11 protein-coding genes and 2 pseudogenes are annotated in these 20,644 nt (G+C 43.9%); 3 read left to right on the top strand and 10 right to left on the bottom strand.

What is annotated here, in order from left to right:
• Positions 1-11 precede the first annotated feature (11 nt).
• The 7 genes and pseudogenes from ACRWSG_RS13540 to ACRWSG_RS13510 form a co-directional block, all read right to left on the bottom strand.
• The gene (locus ACRWSG_RS13540; protein WP_054553307.1) at positions 12-776 is read right to left on the bottom strand and encodes a flagellar basal body rod protein FlgF; all 765 of its coding nucleotides are present in this window, start codon (positions 774-776) and stop codon (positions 12-14) included.
• Positions 777-936: 160 nt separating this feature from the next.
• A pseudogene (flgE, locus tag ACRWSG_RS13535) lies at positions 937-2,306 on the bottom strand (flagellar hook protein FlgE).
• 51 nt (positions 2,307-2,357) lie between these two features.
• The gene (locus ACRWSG_RS13530; RefSeq protein WP_054553309.1) at positions 2,358-3,041 is read right to left on the bottom strand and encodes a flagellar hook assembly protein FlgD; all 684 of its coding nucleotides are present in this window, start codon (positions 3,039-3,041) and stop codon (positions 2,358-2,360) included.
• A gap of 13 nt (positions 3,042-3,054) precedes the next feature.
• Entirely contained in the window at positions 3,055-3,486 is a 432-nt protein-coding gene (gene flgC / locus ACRWSG_RS13525; protein ID WP_036970207.1) for a flagellar basal body rod protein FlgC, read from the bottom strand.
• 2 nt (positions 3,487-3,488) lie between these two features.
• Positions 3,489-3,899, bottom strand: a complete 411-nt coding sequence (gene flgB / locus ACRWSG_RS13520) for a flagellar basal body rod protein FlgB (protein WP_054553310.1) — start codon at positions 3,897-3,899, stop codon at positions 3,489-3,491.
• Positions 3,900-4,034: 135 nt separating this feature from the next.
• On the bottom strand, positions 4,035-4,865 hold the full coding sequence (locus ACRWSG_RS13515; protein ID WP_054553311.1) for a CheR family methyltransferase: 831 nt from the start codon (positions 4,863-4,865) through the stop codon (positions 4,035-4,037).
• Positions 4,866-4,886: 21 nt separating this feature from the next.
• Positions 4,887-5,817: pseudogene (locus tag ACRWSG_RS13510) on the bottom strand (chemotaxis protein).
• A 142-nt stretch (positions 5,818-5,959) separates the two neighbouring features.
• Here ACRWSG_RS13510 and flgA point away from each other — a divergent pair.
• From flgA to flgN, 3 genes are all read left to right on the top strand, one after another.
• A complete protein-coding gene (flgA, locus tag ACRWSG_RS13505; protein WP_054553313.1) occupies positions 5,960-6,664 on the top strand; it encodes a flagellar basal body P-ring formation chaperone FlgA in 705 nt (234 codons plus the stop codon).
• Positions 6,665-6,743: 79 nt separating this feature from the next.
• Positions 6,744-7,064, top strand: coding sequence for a flagellar biosynthesis anti-sigma factor FlgM (gene flgM / locus ACRWSG_RS13500; protein WP_054553314.1), 321 nt, complete (start codon positions 6,744-6,746; stop codon positions 7,062-7,064).
• A complete protein-coding gene (gene flgN / locus ACRWSG_RS13495) occupies positions 7,057-7,488 on the top strand; it encodes a flagellar protein FlgN (RefSeq protein ID WP_054553315.1) in 432 nt (143 codons plus the stop codon). The genes flgM and flgN overlap by 8 nt, the downstream gene beginning before the upstream one ends.
• A 320-nt stretch (positions 7,489-7,808) precedes the next feature.
• Here flgN and ACRWSG_RS13490 read toward each other — a convergent pair whose 3' ends face one another.
• Genes ACRWSG_RS13490 through ACRWSG_RS13480 form a run of 3 tightly spaced genes read right to left on the bottom strand, consistent with a single transcriptional unit; the run spans position 7,809 to position 20,513 of the window.
• Positions 7,809-15,713: an Ig-like domain-containing protein gene (locus ACRWSG_RS13490; RefSeq protein ID WP_462166951.1), complete on the bottom strand. Its 7,905-nt coding sequence runs from the start codon at positions 15,711-15,713 to the stop codon at positions 7,809-7,811.
• A gap of 32 nt (positions 15,714-15,745) precedes the next feature.
• On the bottom strand, positions 15,746-20,167 hold the full coding sequence (locus ACRWSG_RS13485) for a beta strand repeat-containing protein (protein WP_462166522.1): 4,422 nt from the start codon (positions 20,165-20,167) through the stop codon (positions 15,746-15,748).
• Positions 20,136-20,513: a hypothetical protein gene (locus ACRWSG_RS13480; protein WP_462166521.1), complete on the bottom strand. Its 378-nt coding sequence runs from the start codon at positions 20,511-20,513 to the stop codon at positions 20,136-20,138. Before ACRWSG_RS13480 ends, ACRWSG_RS13485 begins: the two co-directional genes overlap by 32 nt.
• Positions 20,514-20,644 lie beyond the last annotated feature (131 nt).

Raw genomic sequence — 20,644 nt, 5'->3', positions numbered from 1 at the left:
TCTCAGTCATCTTAAACAATGCGTAACAGCTGATCTTGACGCTCATCGAGCTCTTCGGCTGTTTTCATCAATTTAACTTGTAATTCAAATTGGCGTTGATTGCTGATCATATCGACCATTTCATGCACTGGGTTTACGTTCGACATTTCAAGCGTTCCCGACAATACTTTTACGTTTGGTGAAATGTCACAAAAACCACAAAGGTCATTGACCAACATGTCTTCTTTTGGTCGAAATAAACCGTCATTGCCTTTTTCAAGCTGAGTGTTATCAGCCTCAATCACTTTTAAGCGATCAACCACTTCCAAAAAGTTAGCAGGCGCACCTTGCGGGCGAACCTGAATAGCGCCATCTTCACTAAACTCAACTTTTTCAATAGGCAATGGCAAAATGATTGGACCACCTTCGCCAATTACTTGACGGCCATGGCTCGTGATCAATGCGCCATCTGGAGTAATGTTTAATGTGCCAGTTTTGGTGTACGCCTCATTGCCGGATGCATCTTGTACGCTCAACCAACCACGGTCGCTCATTGCGATATCAAGCTCACGGCCAGTTTCAACAAAACCACCCGATTCCATATTAGATCCTGGGCGTTCTTGCATTGCAAACACCCTAGATGGCAGACCTTCACCAAAGGCTTGCATAGAGCGAGCTTGTGCAAAATCAGCTTTAAAGCCAGTGGTGTTAGCATTAGCAAGATTGTTGGCCTTGAGCTCAAGACCTCGCAAACTTTGCTTAGCACCCGACATGGCAATGTAGACCATTTTGTCCATAACATTGACTCACTAAAAATACGATAATTAAGAAATGCAATAAAAGTGCCAAAGTAAAATTGACGCTAAAATAGAAGAGAAAAATGAATAGTAAGAATGAAAAAAGGCTGCCAATAGAGGAAGCAGCCTTCGTGTCGGATTAAGCTTAGAACCGTTAAGATTAACGGATCTGTAGGATGTTTTGTTGTAGTGTTGAGTTAACCTCAAGCGCACGTGAATTTGCTTGGAAGTTACGCTGAGCACTAATTAAGTCAACAAGTTCATTGGTTAAGTTAACGTTTGATTGCTCAAGCGCTGATGAGTTAATTGAACCTAGAGTACCTGAACCTGGTTCACCCGCAATCGGCTCACCTGACGTTAAACTCTTCTTCCAAGATGTATCACCAACTTGTTGCAAGCCCTGTGAATTAGAGAAGCGCACCATAGCAACTTGACCTAGGAACGACGTATCTCCATTACTGTATGATGCAACAATTTTACCGTCAGAACCGATATCAATTCCTGATAGACGACCTACAGTCGCACCATCTTGCTCTAATGCTTTTACTTCAAAGTTACTTGCGTATTGAGTTGGAACTTTATTTGCTGTTGCCGCTTCATCACGCCAGTTAATAGTCACATCATCAGGGAAACTTGCACCATTCGAAAGTAAATCAGAAAAACGTCTGTCGCAGCACCTAAACCACTCGGTAACGTTAATGGATTAAATGTTGTATCAGTATTCGCTGTACCATCTGTACTTTGTGGTAAGCCACTGGCATCAAACTGAAAAGTTGATAATGGTGTATAAGGTGTTGTGGTTTGCTCAACACCTGTTGCATCAAATGGCTTTTCATCTAATGTAGCGTATACTTCCCACTCATTTTCATTACCAGTCACTGTAGAATCAGTTTTCACAAAGAAGAACTGTAGAATATGCGGTTCACCTAATGAGTCATACACCGTTGTCGATGTAGAGCTGTTATAAGTTGCACTTGTTTCTGGATCGAATGGTGTCACAGTTGGCGCAGAGGCACGTGAATCAAGGTTAAATGACGAATAGACATTCGTGGTTGCACGTGGTGAACCTGATGCATCTGGAATTTGTAGCGCAGAAGATGTACTTAAGCTTACAGAGGTTGTGTCACCGGTTGCTTCATCAACAGGGAAACCTTGTAAGTAATTACCGCTCGCATCCACAATAAAGTTATCTTTATTAAGTTTGAACGCACCAGCACGCGTGTAAGTAAAGTCTTGTGCACCTAAGTCATTCGCCATTGCGAAATAACCTTCACCAGTAATTGCTAAATCAAGTGAGTTATTTGTGAAAGAGAGTGAACCTTGGTGGAATTGTTGTGCCACCATTGTTGTTCTTACACCATCACCATTTTTTGTTTTACCAGAACTAAATACTGATGATGCGTATACATCAGCGAACTCTGCACGAGACTCTTTAAAGCCCGTAGTGTTAACGTTAGCAATATTATTTGCTGTTACGTCTAAATCTTTTTGTGCGGCTGCTAAGCCTGTTAATGCAATATTGAAGCTCATAACTCACCTCTAACCTATCTCTTAGCCTAAGCTAACCCAAACCTTTTATACTTATGCGATTTCAGCTATATCAGTTAGCCTAACCGCACCCTCTTTTGTATTTACGATAATGCCGCTTGCGCCATTAATATTGACACTTTCAATATTCTTAAAGGTCGCCATAGGCATACTGCTGTAGTCTCCATTTACAAAGCCTTCAGCACTGATGTCATACTCGCCTTCAGGGAGCACATTGCCATCGTTATCTTTACCATCCCACTCAAAACGCAGTGCGCCCGCAGACTGAGAACCTAGTTCAATGGTTCGTACTAATTGACCTGAAGAATCTGTTATTCTTAGCGTTAAAGATTCAACGGCAGTCTCAGCAACCACCGACCCTTTAGCAAGGTTTTCACCGTCAAAGTCAATGGTGTCAGACTCTAATAACGCTTGCTTACCAACCAAAGTGGAAGCCTGTAACGCAGAATTTGATGTCATTGATGCAGTCAGTGAGTCAAACTTCTCGTTTAAGTTTGAAATACCTTCAGCCATAGTAAAGTTCGTCATCTGCGCGATCATTTGATCGTTATCAGCAGGGTTACTCGGATCCTGGAACGACAACTGCTGTGTTAACAACGAAAAGAAATCTTCCTGAGAAAGTGTGTTGTTGTCTTCCTCAGTTGTTTGCGTATTGCTTTGATTCCAACGCAAGCTATCCATATAGGATGATGATGCAGAGCTGATGTCGTTACTCATAACTTATCCTCGATTACCGTTGTCCTAACAACAGTGTTTTACTTAACATTTGCTTAGCTGCATCAGCAACTTGCACATTTGTTTGGTAAGAGCGAGAGGCAGAAATCATATTTGCCATTTCTTCTACAACATTAACGTTAGGTTTGTAGATATAACCATTTTCATCCGCACTTGGGTGATTCGGGTTATATTCAATTTGTAGCGGCTTATCGCTCTCTACAATACCTAAAACTTTAACGCCTACAGAAGAGCCCTGAGGATTGCTTTGCGATGCTGACGCTTTGGTCAACTCTGCAGCAAAAACAGGATGGCGCGCTCGGTATGTCTGGTCTTGGCTAGAGCTAATCGTGTTTGCATTCGAAATATTACTCGCTGTGGTATTTAAGCGCACATTTTGTGCACTCATACCCGTGCCTGAAATATCAAAAACATTATATAAACTCATGATTAAGCTCCTTGACTACCGAGGGCTTTTTTAAGGCCTTTAATTTTACTACTCATAAATTGCAGGCTTGCCTGATACTCTAATGAGTTCTGTACATACAAGTTTCGTTCCACTTGTATATCTACAGAGTTACCATCGCCTGTATCTGCTTGATTTGGCGTACGAAACATTTCTGCACCGCCAACAAAACGGCTGCCTCCGGCAATATGTTTAGCATCGGTTCTTACCATGCTATTGCCGCCTTGTTGGTTGCTTTTTGCCGCTTTTAATGCCGAGGCAAAATCAATGTCTTTCGCTTTATAGCCCGGCGTATCAGCATTAGCGATATTGGTCGCTAATAACTCAGCGCGTTGTGAACGGATCAACATTGCATGGGGGTGAACACCAAATGCTTTATCAAAACTGATAGCCATAACCATCTCCAAAAAATTGACTCTATAGTGATTAATGCAAAAGATAAGCCAATAATGAAGGGGATGTTTTATTTAAGTAAGGTATTGAATAATAGATAAATTTAGCAACCTAAGAGCTAGGTTGCTAAGAAAGGTTTACTTTTTCTGGTAGATGATGCCTGGATTACAACGAACCATCTCAAAGCTATCACTTAAGCCCGCCATTGATTCTGACGCACCTAAAAAGAGGTAACCTTTAGGGTTTAGGGCTTGAGCAAATTGCGAGATAATTTTAGCTTTTACCTCTGGTGAGAAGTAAATGAGCACGTTACGGCAAAATATAATGTCAAACTTGCCCATTAAAGCGTATGAATCCAGTAAGTTAAGGTGTCTAAAGCTGACCATTTTGCGTATAGGGTCAATGACTTGAGCCATTCCATTGCCGCTGTCTTTAAAGAACTTTTGACGGCGTTCCATCGACAAACCACGCGCAAGCGCTAGCGAGTCATACTCAGCGTTTTTGCACATATCAAGCATAGTATTAGAGATATCAGTGCCGATTATTTGCGCCCCCATCTTTAATACACCTGGGTTTTTTGACTGAAACTCGGCAACCGACATGGCAATTGAATACGGCTCTTGTCCTGATGAACTTGCCGCTGACCATATTTTTAATGGTCTACGCACATCTTTAAGCTCAGGAAATAATTTCGTTTTCAATAACTCAAACGGATACTGGTCACGAAACCAAAGCGTTTCATTGGTTGTCATTGCATCAACCACAGCGGCACGAAGCTGCCTCTCATGAGGGCTCAGTGTTTTACTTACCAACTGCGATAAAGACTCAACATTAAAACGCGCCATAAGTGGAGCGAGACGGCTTTTAACTAAATAAAGTTTATTATCGCCAAGCACAATGCCGCATTGTTGCTCTAAAAAAGAGCGAAATTGATCGTATTCGCTTTGTTGTAAATGCTTATTTTCCAAAGTAATACCACCTATAAACTATTAATCACAATGAACCCATTTTTTTACAGCAGTCGCTAGTTCATCTGGGTTAAATTTAGCAATAAAATCGTCAGCTCCCACTTTCTCAATCATTGCTTGGTTGAATACACCACTTAAAGAAGTATGTAGAATCACATGCAAAGGTGATAATTTTGGATGACCTTATCTCGGCGGTTAAGGTATAGCCATCCATTTCTGGCATTTCAACATCTGAAATTAATAAGCCAACTCGCTCAATAATATCGTTCTGGCAATCAAGTTGAGCTATTTCTCTTAGTCTTAGTAAGGCCTCTTTGCCATTTTTAGCAAGCTCAGTTTGTACACCAAGTGGCTCAAGCGCTCGTTTTACTTGATTTCTCGCGACAGCAGAGTCATCAGCAATAAAGACGATTCTTTCACCTAAATCTTTCTGGAACTCACCTTCACCAACAACATCTGCGCTAACTTCAGTGTTCACTGGGCAGATTTCATTTAGGATCTTTTCAACATCCAAAATCTCAACCAGTTCGTTTTCTATTTCTGTGACTGCTGTTAGGTAAGAATAACGTCCAGCTCCCGAAGGTGGTGGCATTATTTTTTCCCAGTTCATATTTACGATACGTTCTACACCACCAACCAAAAACCCTTGTACTGAACGGTTGTATTCGGCAATGATGATAAAGCTGTCTTTTATGTTTTCAATTGCAGGACCACCGACAGCCATTGATAAGTCAATAACAGAAATAGTTTGTCCACGAATATGCGCAACACCGCGAATATAGGCATTTGATTTTGGCATGTTCGTAAGTGGCGGGCATTGCAAAACCTCTCTTACTTTAAACACGTTAATACCAAAGCGCTGACGCCCTCTGAGTTTGAATAATAGTAATTCAAGGCGGTTTTGCCCAACCAACTGAGTTCGCTGGTTAACTGAGTCTAAAATGCCTGCCATTTCAATCTCCTAAAGATAAACAATCAGAGCTGGAACAATAATTGCCTTCTTTGTGTTAAAGCTACATAAGGTTACGAAGCGTCTGTTTTTTGACGCAAAATATTTATACCTTGTTTTCAACAATAAGCATAGTCGAAACAATATGAGTTTGTTAAAAAAAAGCCGAAGATACAGTGTTTTTTATTTTCTTTCTAGCCTGTTGTTTGCAACACAACTACAAGCAGAAGTCTATAACAACGAGCAACTTCAACAGATCGCTGTTGATTTTGTGAGTGAACACATGCCTGACTTGAACACAACACCACAGATAAGCGCTTTGCCTCTGGATAGTCGCATTCCTGATAGGTTATGTGAGTCGCCATTAAACAAAGAGTTACCAACAGAGCCTCCTTTTAATCGGCAGGTCACGGTACAACTTAAGTGCCAAGACATAAATAGTTGGACCCAATACGTTCACGTTAGAATTATAGAACTTGAGCCAGTCGTTGTTGTTACAACGAGTCTTACTCGAGGTGAAGTTATTCGTGCCGAACATTTACGCCTAGAAATGAAACCTAAGCAATTTGTTAGAACGCAATACGTACAAGATGAGTCTATACTTATTGGCAGTCGCAGTAAGCGAAATTTACGCGGTGGTACACCTATTGTTATGAGCCAAGTTTGCATGGTTTGCAAAGGCGATAACGTAACTATCTATGCTTCGTTACGGGGCTTAAGGATCAAAACCACCGGAATTGCGCTAGAAGATGGCACGTTAGACGAATTAGTACGTGTAAAAAATAAAAAATCAGGTAAAGTATTAAATGCGCGTGTGGATGGAGTCGAGTCTGTACAGGTAAATATTTAATTTTAACTATTTATGCTAAAGTATCCGCTGTGCCCGCCGATATAAAGGCATAAGTTGGGTAATGTATAGGTCAAAAATTATGGTAAGCAATGTCAATAATGGTCAACAACAGCCTTCTGTGTTGACAAATACCAAGCAAAAAAAGCTTGATTTACAAAAAGATAATGCTAATGCAGCTGCTGCTAAATCAGCCGCACCTAAAGCAAGTGCAGATTCTGTCAGTTTAACACCTCAGGCAAAGCAGCTTAAATCACTGCAAGAAAAAGCAGAGCAGTCTTCTGGTTTTGATAGCAATAAAGTGGCTGAGCTGAAAAAAGCGATCAGCGAAGGTAAATACCAAATTGATGCTGAAAAGCTAGCAAAGAACATCGCTGCATTCGAGTTTGATGTCTATGGCTGATCATAATCATTTAATAGCCAGCAAACTAACACAGCAAGTTTCGTGCTTGGAGTCTATTGCTGCGTTGTTAGATGATGAATTGACAGCCATTGCTGCAAAACGTGGCGAAGGATTAAAGAGTATTGCCCAACAAAAAATTTCTTTGCTCCAACAAATCCAAACCATAGATAAAGAAGTGCAAAAGCTTGTCGCGCACAACGAATCGCAAGATGATGACGTGAGTGCACTTATTAAGCAAGTTAACACTCTCCTAGCAAGCTGCAAAAAGAAAAACGATGTAAACGCCCATGCGGCTCACCAAGCACAGTTAAGTGTTAAACAACTTAAAGATATTCTAATCGGTGCGCCTTCATCGATGACCTACGACCAAGGCGGCAGCGTAATTCAAGGCGATAAAAAAATCGTCCACAACTTGAAAGCCTAAACCCCAATATTATTCTTTTAAAAAAACGCGATAACTAAGTTAGTTATCGCGTTTTTTAATGTTTGCAGAGTTAAATGAGCCAAAAGTAATACCAATCCGCTTAATTAAGTTGTCTATTTTGAGGCAATAAAACCTTGTTGATAACAAGGCAAACATTTCGTTATTTAGTTGTTCTAAATGAGAAATTTTTAACGCAGTTAGCGACAGGTTTAATCCCTCAAAATGATTAAGTATTATTGCGGGTTGGTATAATCCGCAATATCACTCAATTAAGCAAGGTACTGTAAGAAAAGCGCATTTCAGCGCTTTTCTTTTATTGATTAAATATCTACAGATTTATTTCCATCTTCGATTAGTTTCTTAATCATGTCCTCTGATTCACTCTGAATATCACTTGCAGGTTGTGAACTTATTGAGTCATTAGGATCAAAAGCTAAACTTTGCTGTTCGCTATCGATATTCAATGCCAGTACCTCACTTTGTTCTGAGTCACTTAAAACATCATCGATTGTTACTTCAAGCGGAGCAGAATTAGAGTGCAATGTCGGTTCTGTATCCGCTTTAGCTAATATCACGCTTAAATCAATACTTTCACCGAGCTGCTCAGCGCCTGAAGTTGAAATTTCATTTTCTGGTGGCTCTTCAGAGTTCTCTAAGCCTGCTAAAACAGGTTCTTCTCCAAGAGATATGATGCCGCTATCAGGCTCTGATTCAATCACACCTGTACCGACTAAATCGTTAGAGGTGTTCTTGACGATATACTCACCAGTTTCAGTATCAACAATAGCAAAGTAATATTCATTCCCTAAATCAAGAAAAGAAAGCCCTATGCTCCAGTCACCGTCGCTATCAGTTGTGGTGCTTGGCGAAGAACTAAGAACTGAAGCGTCGATAATATTGAGTAAATTAAAATCGATTAAGTTAGAGCCAATGGCATAAACCTCAGTTCCCGGCTCAGCAGTGCCTTCGGCGAAAGGTAAGAGTAAACCTAATATACCTGGATTATAGTTAGTAACATCAAAAGCATCTAAGCTAGGGTCATTACTATAATCAATACTCGATATAGTGGTTGTATTACCTGCAGCATCTGTCGCAGAGGCCTCAACATATGCGAGAGTTAATAAAGAGACTGACAAATTAAGCACTTGCCAATCACCATTAGCGTCAACGGTGGCTGTGTAAGGAACTCCTATGCCACCTCCAATTAGGTAGTTTGTAATGGTAATAACACTTCCTTCAGGCAAATCTGAAGTACCAGAAAGCGATACCAAGTTACCTAATAAGAATGACGGCGTGATTGATAACTCTGGAGCTACAGTGTCAACTTCTCCGCCCGTTTTACTATCAGTTCCTGTGTTACCTGCGGTATCTGTGATGCTTGCAGTGACCGAATACACTCCATCAGCTAACGCTTGACCTGCTTCAACTTGCCAATTGCCACTCGCATCGGTTGTGGTAGTAACTGTATGTTGTAAACCGCCTGCGGCAGTGAACACAATTACTACTGTACTATTTGCAGCATCAGATGTGCCGCTGATAACAGGGGTTGAGTCGTTTGTGAGTATTAAACTGCTTTGATCAATGCTCACAATCGGTGCCGTAGTATCAACCGCAGACGTTGTACTTACTGAACCATCATTCCCAGCAGTATCAGTCACAACAGCGGTTACCGTATACTGTCCTTCGGCAAGCGCTTGGGTTGCTTCAACTTGCCAGTTAAGGCTTGAATCAAGCGTTGTTTCAACACTATGACTAACACCTGCTGCATCAACGAAGGTGACAACCACTCGATTACCAGCGACTGCTCCTGTTGCACTGCCAGAAGCGAGCGGTGTTAAATCGGTTGCAACAGCAATCGTGTCTATAACAACATCAGGCGCAGTGATATCTATAATGCCAGACACCGAAGTGGTTGCGCTATTACCTGCAGCATCAGAGATACTGGCTTCAACCGTGTATGCTCCTTCAGCTATTGAGGAAGGTAATGCCACAGACCAATTACCTGATGCATTAACAATAGCAGAAGCAGTAACATCATTACCTAAACTATCAGACACAACTAACGTGACAACGGTGCCCTGAGGTGCATCACTGGTACCACTAATTGTCGGTGTAGTATCATTTGTAATTGCTGGTGCATTAACCAAGATTGATGGCGCCGTGAGATCTATCTCACCAACCTTTGATGCTGTTCCAGTTAAACCATTTTCAGTTACACTTGCATCTACCGTGTATTGTCCTTCACTGAGTACAGTAGCAAGCTCAACACTCCAAATACCACCCGTTACCGTTGTAGTTATTGTTTGTGTATTTCCAAGTGCATCTTCAACATTTATTGTAACTTGTGTGCCGTCTACTGCATCACTGGTACCTGAGATGATGGGGGTTGTATCATTTGTAATTGCCAACGTGCCAATAGATACTGTTGGTGCATTAGTGTCTAATGTTGCATTGTCTGTGGCAGTCGTCGTGTTATTTGCAGCATCAGTGATGCTTGCAGTAATAGTAACTGAACCATCGTCAAGTGGTGTAACAACATCAACTGACCAAGTACCATCAATTTGCACTGTAGCTGATAATGAATAAATATTCCCACCGTTAGAAACACTCAAAGAGACTATGCTACCTGCAGGTTCATTACTTGTACCGCTAATTGTAGGTGTAGAATCATTTGTCGTTCCTAAGCTATTAATAGTGAGCGAAGGAGCAAGTGTATCAATAGAACCAGATTCAGTATCACTGCCAATATTACCCGCAACATCCATTATTGACGCTGTTACAGTATAGCTTCCATCAGGTAACGCGGCTGGTGTAACTTGCCATGTTCCATCTCCCAACACTGTCGCAGTCAGTGTTTGGGTATCACTATTGCTGTCTGTAATCGTGACAGATACTTGAGTTCCTGGCGATTCTGTTGATGTACCTGAAATAACTGGCAAACTTGAGTTTCCAATACCCAATGCGTCAAGCAATACAACAGGCGTAACTGTATCAACTGTTATTGATGCTGTTGCAGTTTGCGTGTTGTTTGCATCATCCGTTATGCTAGCCGTAATCGTGTAACTACCATCAACGATGTCGACAGGTACTACAAGCTGCCATGTGCCATCTGAATCAACCGTCGTGGTCAGAGTTTGACCCGCTATTTCAACAACCACTAAACCACCTATCTCATTACTACTACCCGAGATAGTTGGTCGAGCTTCAGCTGTGCCACCAATAGCATTTACGCTTAAAGTTGGTGCTATACTATCCAGTACACCTGTTGTTTGTTCAGTTGTTAAATTACCCACCTGGTCTCGAACCGATGCTGTTACTGTGAATGTGCCATCAGCAAGTTCTGCTGGTACATCAACAGACCAAGTTTGATCGCTTTGCACTGTTGCAGTAAAGCTTTGCGAATCTCCATTAGCGTCTTGAACAGTCACATTAATAACCGTTCCTTGACCCATATCCGTTGTACCCGAGATAGTTGGTGTTGTGTCATTAGTAAGTGTGGCAACAGACACTGTTAGTTCAGGTGCTACATTATCAAAATCAAGGGTGCTCACCGTTGCAGTGTTACCTGCTGCATCTGTTCCACTTGCTGTTACATAAGCTAAATTAAGCAGTGGTACAGTAATATTCGCTAAAGTCCAATCTCCATTCGCATCTGTAATGGCAGTGTATGTTAATCCAATTAATCCACCGACAAGGTGCTCAGTGATCGTGATCACACTTCCTTCTGGTAAGTCTGAAGTCCCAGACAAGCCAACCAAATTACCCAGTAAAAATGAAGGGATCACACGAATGTCTGGCGCTATAGTGTCGACTTCACCACTGTCACTGGCACTGCTGTTATTACCTGCTGCATCACTGATACTGGCACTGACTGTGTAGTTGCCATCGGCTAAGGCTTGCCCTGCTTCGGCGCTCCAATTGCCTGAGGCATCAGTGGCGACTGTCACGGTATGGCTGATACCATCAGCATCGGTAAAGGTCACGGCGAGTGAGGTATTGGCTAAGTCTGAGGTGCCAGTGACCGTCGGCGTATTGTCGTTGGTCAGTGCTGGCGCATCAATGCTAATCGTTGGTGCCGTCACATCGATGGTGCCTGTTTCAGTATCGCTGCCTTCGTTACCCGCCGCGTCACTCACGGTGACCACCACGGTATAATCCCCTTCGGCTAATGCCGTACTTGGCTCAACAGACCAACTGCCATCCGCTTGCACCGTCGCTGTCGCACTTTGTACATTACCGGCACTGTCAGTGATAGTAAGCAGCACTAAGCTGCCCACTGCCGCCCCAGTGGTTTGCCCACTAATGAGCGGTGTCACATCATTACTATCGGCCAAGGTATCAAGGCTAATCGTCGGTGCAGTAATGTCGATTTCACCAGTGGCACTGGCTGTTGCTGGGTTACCTGCTTGATCACTGACCGTCGCCGTAACCGTGTATTCTCCTTCTGCTAACAACGTGCTCGCCGCCACTGACCAAGTGCCATTGCTTTGCATCACGGTAGTGACTGTGTGGCTGTTGTTGTTTGCATCGGTAAAGACCACAGTGACTGTACTGCCTTGTGGGGCACTGGCTGTGCCACTAACTGTTGGCGTGGTGTCATTAGTGACGTCTAATGCATTTATATCAATCGCTGGCATGGTGGTATCAATGATACCTGTTCGTGTGGCCGTTCCATCAATGCCGTTTTCTGTCACGGTTGCGGTGACTGTAAAGTCGCCTTCAGCCAAAGCACTGCTTGCTGTGACTGTCCATGTTCCGCCATTAACCGTGGTGGTTAATGTTTCTGCTGGGTTGATACCATCATCAATTACCACAGTCACTACACTGCCATTGACCGCATCACTGGTGCCGTTAATCGTCGGTGTCGTATCATTGGTTTCGCCAATGACATTAATTGTGATACTTGGTGCGGTGGTATCCAGCACCGCGGTGTCATTAGCGGTTGTTTCATTCCCCGCAGCATCGGTGATACTGGCATCAATGCTGATGCTGCCATTGTTTAATGGGCTTGGTACATCTGCTGACCATGTGCCATCTCCCAGTACCGTGGCTGTAAAGGTATAGGTGTTTGTGCCGTCTGAAACACTTAAGTTAACCACACTGCCCGCCGGCTCATTGCTGGTCCCACTGATTGTTGGGGTATCGTCGTTGATGGTACCCAAGCTGTCTATCGCTAAGCTTGGTGGCAAGGTATCGATGCTGCCACTGCCTGTATCGGTGCCAACGTTGCCTGCCGCATCAACAATCGTTGCTGTCACGGTATAAGCGCCATCAGGCAAGCTCGGTGCTGTGGCTTGCCACGACCCATCAGCTTGCACTGTGGCTGTGACGGTATGTGTATCGCTGTTGCTATCCACAATAGATAAGCTCACTACCGTTCCTGCTGGCTCAGTAGAGGTGCCCGTAATAAGTGGCGTGCTGTCATTACCCAAGCCAGTGTCGTTAACCACCACCACTGGGGTTGTGGTATCGATAGAGCCTGTGGCATTGACCGTCGTTGGGTTACCCGCTTCATCACTAATTGTTGCTGATACAGTGTAGCCACCTTCGGCGAGTCCATTCGGTACTTCCACGCGCCAATCACCGCTACTGTCAACGGTTGCGGTCAGTGTTTGTACGGTACCATCATTATCTGTCACCGTTACCGTCACCGTGCCACCAATTTCATTACTGCGTCCTGTGAACTCAGGCGTCACATCACTGCCCGCCCCAACGCCCGTTAAGGTTAAGCTTGGTGCAACGGTATCAATGACCCCAGTCACCGTTTCTTCTGTAAGGTTACCCACCCCATCACGCACACTGGCGTCAACAGTAAATTGACCATCAGCTAAGACCGTTGTTGGACTCACTGACCAATTACCGCTGGCATCCACTATCGCTGTCAGGGTGCTGCTATCACCATTGGCATCGGTGACGACCACGGTCACTTGTGCGCCTTCACCTGCATCACTGGTACCACTGATGAGCGGTGTATTGTCATTTCCTATTGCATCCACATTAACGGTGAGTGTCGGTGGTGTACCATCAAAGTCACTTGAACTGATAGTACGTACATTGCCTGCAGCATCCGATGCACTGGCTGTTATCGACGCTAGGTTCGCTAACGGCACGGTTAATCCTGTCAGTGACCAATCACCATTGGCATCGGTGGTTGCCGTATATGTCACACTGCCACCGCCTAATAAGGTTTGGGTGATGGTCACTGTGCTACCGGCGGGTAAATCTGATGTACCACTTAAGGTCACCAATTGACCCAGTAAGAAGGTCGGCACAAAAGCAAGCTCCGGTGGAATGGTGTCGACTTCACCACTGTCACTGGCACTGCTGTTATTACCTGCTGCATCACTGATACTGGCACTGACTGTGTAGTTGCCATCGGCTAAGGCTTGCCCTGCTTCGGCGCTCCAATTGCCAGAAGCATCAGTGGTGACTGTCACGGTATGGCTGATACCATCAGCATCGGTAAAGGTCACGGCGAGTGAGGTATTGGCTAAGTCTGAGGTGCCAGTGACCGTCGGCGTATTGTCGTTGGTCAGTGCTGGCGCATCAATGCTAATCGTTGGTGCCGTCACATCGATGGTGCCTGTTTCAGTATCGCTGCCTTCGTTACCCGCCGCGTCACTCACGGTGACCACCACGGTATAATCCCCTTCGGCTAATGCCGTACTTGGCTCAACAGACCAACTGCCATCCGCTTGCACCGTCGCTGTCGCACTTTGTACATTACCGGCACTGTCAGTGATAGTAAGCAGCACTAAGCTGCCCACTGCCGCTCCGGTGGTTTGCCCACTAATGAGCGGTGTCACATCATTACTATCGGCCAAGGTATCAAGGCTAATCGTCGGTGCGGTAATGTCGATTTCACCAGTGGCACTATCGGTACCAGTATTACCTGCCGCATCTGAAACTTCTGCTTCAATAGTGTAATTACCCTCGGCAAGTACTTCAGTTGCAGCAACTGACCAGCTTCCGTCAGCACTAGTAATAGCAATTAAAGTTTGAATATTACCAGCACTGTCGGTAACCGTTAGTCTAACCTCAGTACCTGCAGGAACGCCTGAGCTTTGTCCTGAGAATACTGGGGTTGTTTCATTTGTGATATTTTGAGGATCAATGAAAACACTTGGTGCTGTGGTATCGATATTACCCGTTGCGGTGTCAGATCCTTGATTTCCTGCAGTATCTTGTACTGTAGCAACAACAGTAAATTCTCCTTCAGCAATTGCTACGCTAGGCTCAACAGACCAGCTGCCGTCCGCTTGAACAATCGCTGTCGCTGTTTGAACATTACCAGCACTATCGGTGATTTCTAAATTAACAAGTGTACCTGTTGCCACACCATTCGCTACACCACTGATCAGCGGTGTTACATCAGCACTATCTGACAATGGATCAACACTAATAGTAGGGGCTGTTAAATCAATTAAACCGGTTGCCGAGGTTGAAGCAGAGTTTCCGGCAACATCACTCACAGATGCTTCGACAGTGAAGCTTCCTTCAGCAATAATAACCTCAGCATCAACAGACCATGATCCATCAGCTAATGTGGTAGTAGTTAAAGTTTGGGTATTACCCGAAGTATCTGTTATTAATAAAGTTACCTGCGTGCCTTGCGGTACACCTGTTGTTTGACCCGTTAGAGTAGGTGTAACGTCATTTGTATCAGCAATCACATCAATACTAATTGTAGGCGCAGATAAATCGATGATACCTATTTGAGAGTCGCTCGCTTCATTGCCTGCATTATCTACCACCTCAGCTAATACAGAATACTGTCCTTCAGCCAGCGCATTGCTAACTTCTGCTGACCATGAACCATCTTGCGAGATAACAACAGATGCTGTCTGAACGGCTCCTGCACTGTCAGTAATTGTGAGTGTTACGACACTACCAGCCGCCAAACCTGACGTCTGACCCGTAATGATCGGAGTAACATCGTTGCTATCTACTAAGGCATCAATACTGACTGTCGGCGCTGTTACATCAATTACGCCTTGAGCAGCAGCATCACTGGTCAAGCCATCAACTGTTACTGACGCATTAACAGTAAATGTGCCTTCACTTAAAGCTTGCTGTATCTCTACACTCCACTGACCATTCTGCACTGTTGCAGTAAGCTGTTGGCTGTTGTTATTACTGTCTTCAACAATTATAGTTATGACGCTGCCATTAGGGGCATCTGAGGTGCCACTTATAGTTGGTGTTGTGTCATTGGTTTCGTTGATTGCATCTATTGCAATGCTAGGCGCAGCACTATTTAAAATAAAGCTATTCGTTGCTTGATATGATTGCCTGCAGCATCAGTTATTGACGCTGTAACATTGATGTTGCCATCGTCTAATTCTGCAGGCACATCCCCAGACCAACTGCCATCAGCATTAACGGTTGCGCTAAATTCATAGCTGTTAATACCATCTGAGACAACAACCGTAACGATACTACCTGCAGGCTCATTCGTTTGTCCGCTAATAGTAGGCGTTGTATCGTTGACCGTTCCCAAATTGTCAATCGTAATAATTGGAGCAGTGAGATCAACAATACCGTTTTGAGTGATTTGCGTTTGATTGCCAGATTCATCCTCTACACTTGCTGTCACCGTGAACGCCCCTTCAGCTAGAGGCGTATTAGGGCTGATTGACCAGCTTCCGTCCGCAGCCACAACCGCAGAAAGCGTTTGTACCACGCCATCGCTGTCAGTAACGTTGACAGTAACAATACTGCCTGCAGTGACATCAGTTGTGCCTGTGATCAACGGCGTACTGTCATTAGTCAAAGGATCAAAATCTAACGTTAATAAAGGATTAATTCCATCGAACGTACCAACTTCAGTATCCGTGCCTGTATTACCTGCATTATCAGTGATGCTGGCTGTTACAGTAAATTCCCCTTGCGACACTGCACTTGTAACAGGCACTGCCCAATTTCCATCAGCATCAACAGTTGTCGTATAGGTTTGGCTATTATTTTGAGAGTCGACAACAGTAACTGTTACTGTATTACCTGCCGTCGCTCCTTGTGAGCTGCCTGAAATTAGAGGCGTACTGTCATTGATAGCGCCTATGGTATCTATGCTAATAAGCGGTGCAGTCGTATCAACCACTGCGGTGATCGAATCATTTGCGGTATTACCAAATTGGTCGGTAACAGTGGCATCAATCGTAAACTCACCCTCTGCAAGTTCATCTGATACATTGATACTCCAATCTCCATTTGCATCAACTGTTGTTGTAAATGTTTGGCTTGGACCCGAAGCTGGAATAATCACCACCGTGACCACATCACCTGCTGTTGCATTTAATGTTGAACCTGAAATACTGGGTGTTGTGTCGTTTGTTTCGCCTAACGCATCAATTAAGATAGTTAAAGATGAACTATCCACCGTACCCGTTTCTGAATCAGAGGCTTGATTACCAGCTAAGTCAGATACCGTAGCGGTAACCGTGTATTGCCCATCAGCAAGGCTGCCTGGTACGTCTGCACTAAATACACCATTATCATTAGTGATTGCAGTAAACGTCTGACTATTGCCATTTGCATCTGCGACAACTAAAGTGACCGGTGTGCCTGCTGCAACGCCTTGCACTGTGCCTGAAATTGTAGGTGTGTTGTCAGCACTACTTCCTAAGTTATCAAGGCTTATAATTGGCGCGGTTAGATCAATGATCCCTGTCGTCGTATCTTGAGCTTGATTACCAGCAGGATCACTCACTGTTGCGGTAATTGTAAACTCACCCTCAGCCAACACTTGATTTGCACCAACTTGCCAGCTGCTATCTGCATTAACTGTGGTCGTCAGTATTTGCTGATTTCCATTACTATCAACGAGTATGATCGTAACAACCGAGCCAGCATCAACCCCTGATACAACACCTGAAATAATGGGTGTAACATCATTAGAATCGTTAAACTCATCAATTGTGATGGTAGGTGCAGTTAAATCAATCACACCCGTTTCAATGTCTTGTGCGCTATTTCCTGCTTCATCTTGAGTTTGCGCAACAACAGTGAACTCGCCTTCAGCTAGCTCTTGATCAATATTAATCGACCAGCTGCCATCGGCATTTGTAACAGTTGCAAATACTTGTGCACTCCCATTACTGTCGGTAACCGTGACTGTAACTGTGCTACCAGCATTTAACCCTTGTGTTGTGCCTGATATTGTCGGCGTGGTGTCATTACTATCAGCAATTGCATTAATATTAATAATTGGTGCAGTTAAATCTATTGTGCCAGTTGCTGTTGCTGAACTGGTGTTACCCGCTTCGTCGCTTGCGCTTGCAGTGACAGTATAATCTCCCTCAGCAAGCTCATTTAAAGTTTCGACTTGCCATACACCTTGTGCATTTGTGGTGGTTGTTATCGTTTGCACAACACCATTACTATCTGTAATGACTAACGTAACTGTCGTTCCTGCTGGTACATCTGCAACAGATCCTGAAATTAGTGGAGTTGTGTCATTAGTATCATTTAAAGGATTGATTGAAATAGTAGGATCGGTTAAATCAATGACCCCTATTTCTGTTGCTGTTGCTGTATTACCCACTTCATCGGTTACTGTCGCGGTGACTGTGAATTGACCTTCAGCCAATGCAGTACTTGCTTCAACAGTCCAATTACCGTTTGCATCGGTGATAACTTGTAAAGTTTCAGTCGCTCCATCACTTCCTGTAAATGTAACAGTAACGACTGCGCCTGGTTCAACATCTTGTGTTGAACCAGATACACTTGGAGTCGTGTCATTAGTATCAATAATGAAATTAATACTGACTGTTAAATCTACATTACCAATCGCGGTTGCTTGTGCTTCATTGCCTTGAGGATCTAATACCGATGCGACAACTGTAAAATCTCCTTCAGGTAAAGGTTCTGTCAATTGAATAGACCAACTTCCATCAGCTTGAGTGATTGCGAGTAAATTAATAACCCGCCCATCACTTGCTGTAATTGTCAGCGAAATTGTCGTTCCAGTAGCTACGCCATCGGTTTGCCCACTCAGCAATGGTGTTGTGTCATTACTATCAGCAATAGAATCAATTGTGATTGAAATAGGAGAAAATGCGACGGTACCTGTCGTATTTGCAGATGCTGAGTTACCCGCAGCATCACTAACGGTAGCAATTGCCGTAAAACTGCCTTCAGGCAAAGGGCTTATTGCATCAACACTATAACTGCCATCAGCAAGAACAAGCGCCGTCAACGTTTGCGACTGACCATTACTATCAACAACTTGTATTGTAACTTCGGTGCCCTCTGGCACCCCTTCAACTCGCCCGACAAAGGTTGGCGTTGTATCATTTGTATTGGCAATAGCTGTTAACGTTATGTCAGGAGCCGTCAAGTCAACAACCCCTTGGGTGTCAGCTTGGGCAGTATTTCCGGCTGCATCAGTTACGGATGCACTTACGTCAAAAATCCCTTCAGCAAGATCTGCGACAACATCTAAACTCCAATTCCCATCAGCATCGGTTACCGTTGTCAATGTTTGAACTTGACCATTAATATCAGTGACAACAACGGTAACAAGTGTGCCTTGTTGAACACCAACAACATTACCACTGATATTTGGCGTAGTGTCCTGCGTATCATCAATTGGCGTGATACTAATCACAGGCGCTGTATTATCAATAACACCTGTGGTCGTTGCTTGCGCCTCATTTCCAGCAATATCAACGGCTGTTGCAGTTACAGTAAACTCACCTTCAACAAGTGCATCAGGCACATCAACGATCCAACTACCATCTTCAGCAACAATTGCAGTTACGGTCTGCACTGTATTATCTGCGCCAGTGATCACGACAGTGATTTCACTACCAACAGTGACTCCACTTACCGTTCCTGAAATAGTTGGCGTGGTATCATTTGTTTCGCCGATGGTGTCAATACTTATAACGGGAGCAGTCAGATCGACTAGACCATTTTCACTATCACTGCCTTCATTGCCAGCCTCATCAACTGCCGATGCAACGACCGTATAAAGCCCCTCAGCAAGTGCTTCAGTCGTAATACTCCAATTTCCTTGATCATCTACTTGCGTCGCTATTACCTGCACTTGTCCTGCGCTGTCTGTAACAGTGATAGTGACAGTATCACCACTGCTGATACCAGACACTGTGCCAGTAATTAGTACATTTTGAATCGCTGAATCAGTAAGTGTATCAATCGTTACAACTGGCGCGACAGTATCAATACTTGCGCCTATATTATCTGATACAGGGTCACCATTTGGATCAAGAGCAACCACATCGACAGTGATTGGACCATCAGGTAATGGGTCAAGTGGTGGGGTTACAAAAGTACCATCTGGTTGGACTACAACAGTCACAACTTGGGTATTACCATTCGCGTCGGTTACTGTCACCGTGACCGTTTGTCCTACTAGGTTTTCAGATGTACCTGATATAACTGGTTGTGGATTATTAGTAAGACCTAATTCATTGACACTCAATGTTGCAATTAACTCATCACCAGGTACAACACCATCGGTTGTATCTCTAGGAGAGAAAATGCCAGTGTTATCAGCGTTAAAGCTGTCATCAAATGCTAAACTAGATGGGTCGATACCTTCAGCGATACGTGCTAGCTCTACAAACGAGGTGCCTCCGCCAGATGCAGCACCACCGCCTCCACCAGCAGCCGTCGCCTCTAAATTATCTAAAATGTCTCCCCCCTTCAAGCGCATCTAAAAAATCACTGATATCAGTGCCTGTTTGTTGCTCAGGGGTTGGTTGATTGGGTTGATTTAAACTTGCAATGGCTTCGTCGATACTATCATCGAAAAGGGTATTCTCTGAGTTATCTTGCGTCTCTTTTGCTAGCAAGTCAGGGGTTATAGTCACTGATTTATTGGCAGGAATCGCCAACGACTCTCCTTGTACATCAATTAATATGGTCGAGTTATCTGCAGTAACAACAGTATCACCTACCGTTATCACATCGCCAACTGAGAGGGCTTTTATAGAACCATCCGCTTGCACTAAGCCTGCAGAACCTTGTACATCAATAACCAGTAATTGATTTGCGTCCATTTGCTTTTCCTCAAACTATGAGTAATACATTTGTATAACTTAAGCTTAGCCAGCAAGTAACACTTTGTTACTGGACCATGGTACAGGTGAACACTAAAAAACAGCACTATTTCACTAATATTCGAATAAAC

The sequence above is a fragment of the Pseudoalteromonas sp. GB43 genome (assembly GCF_054923805.1).
This window is presented reverse-complemented; position numbering and strand designations above follow the sequence as displayed.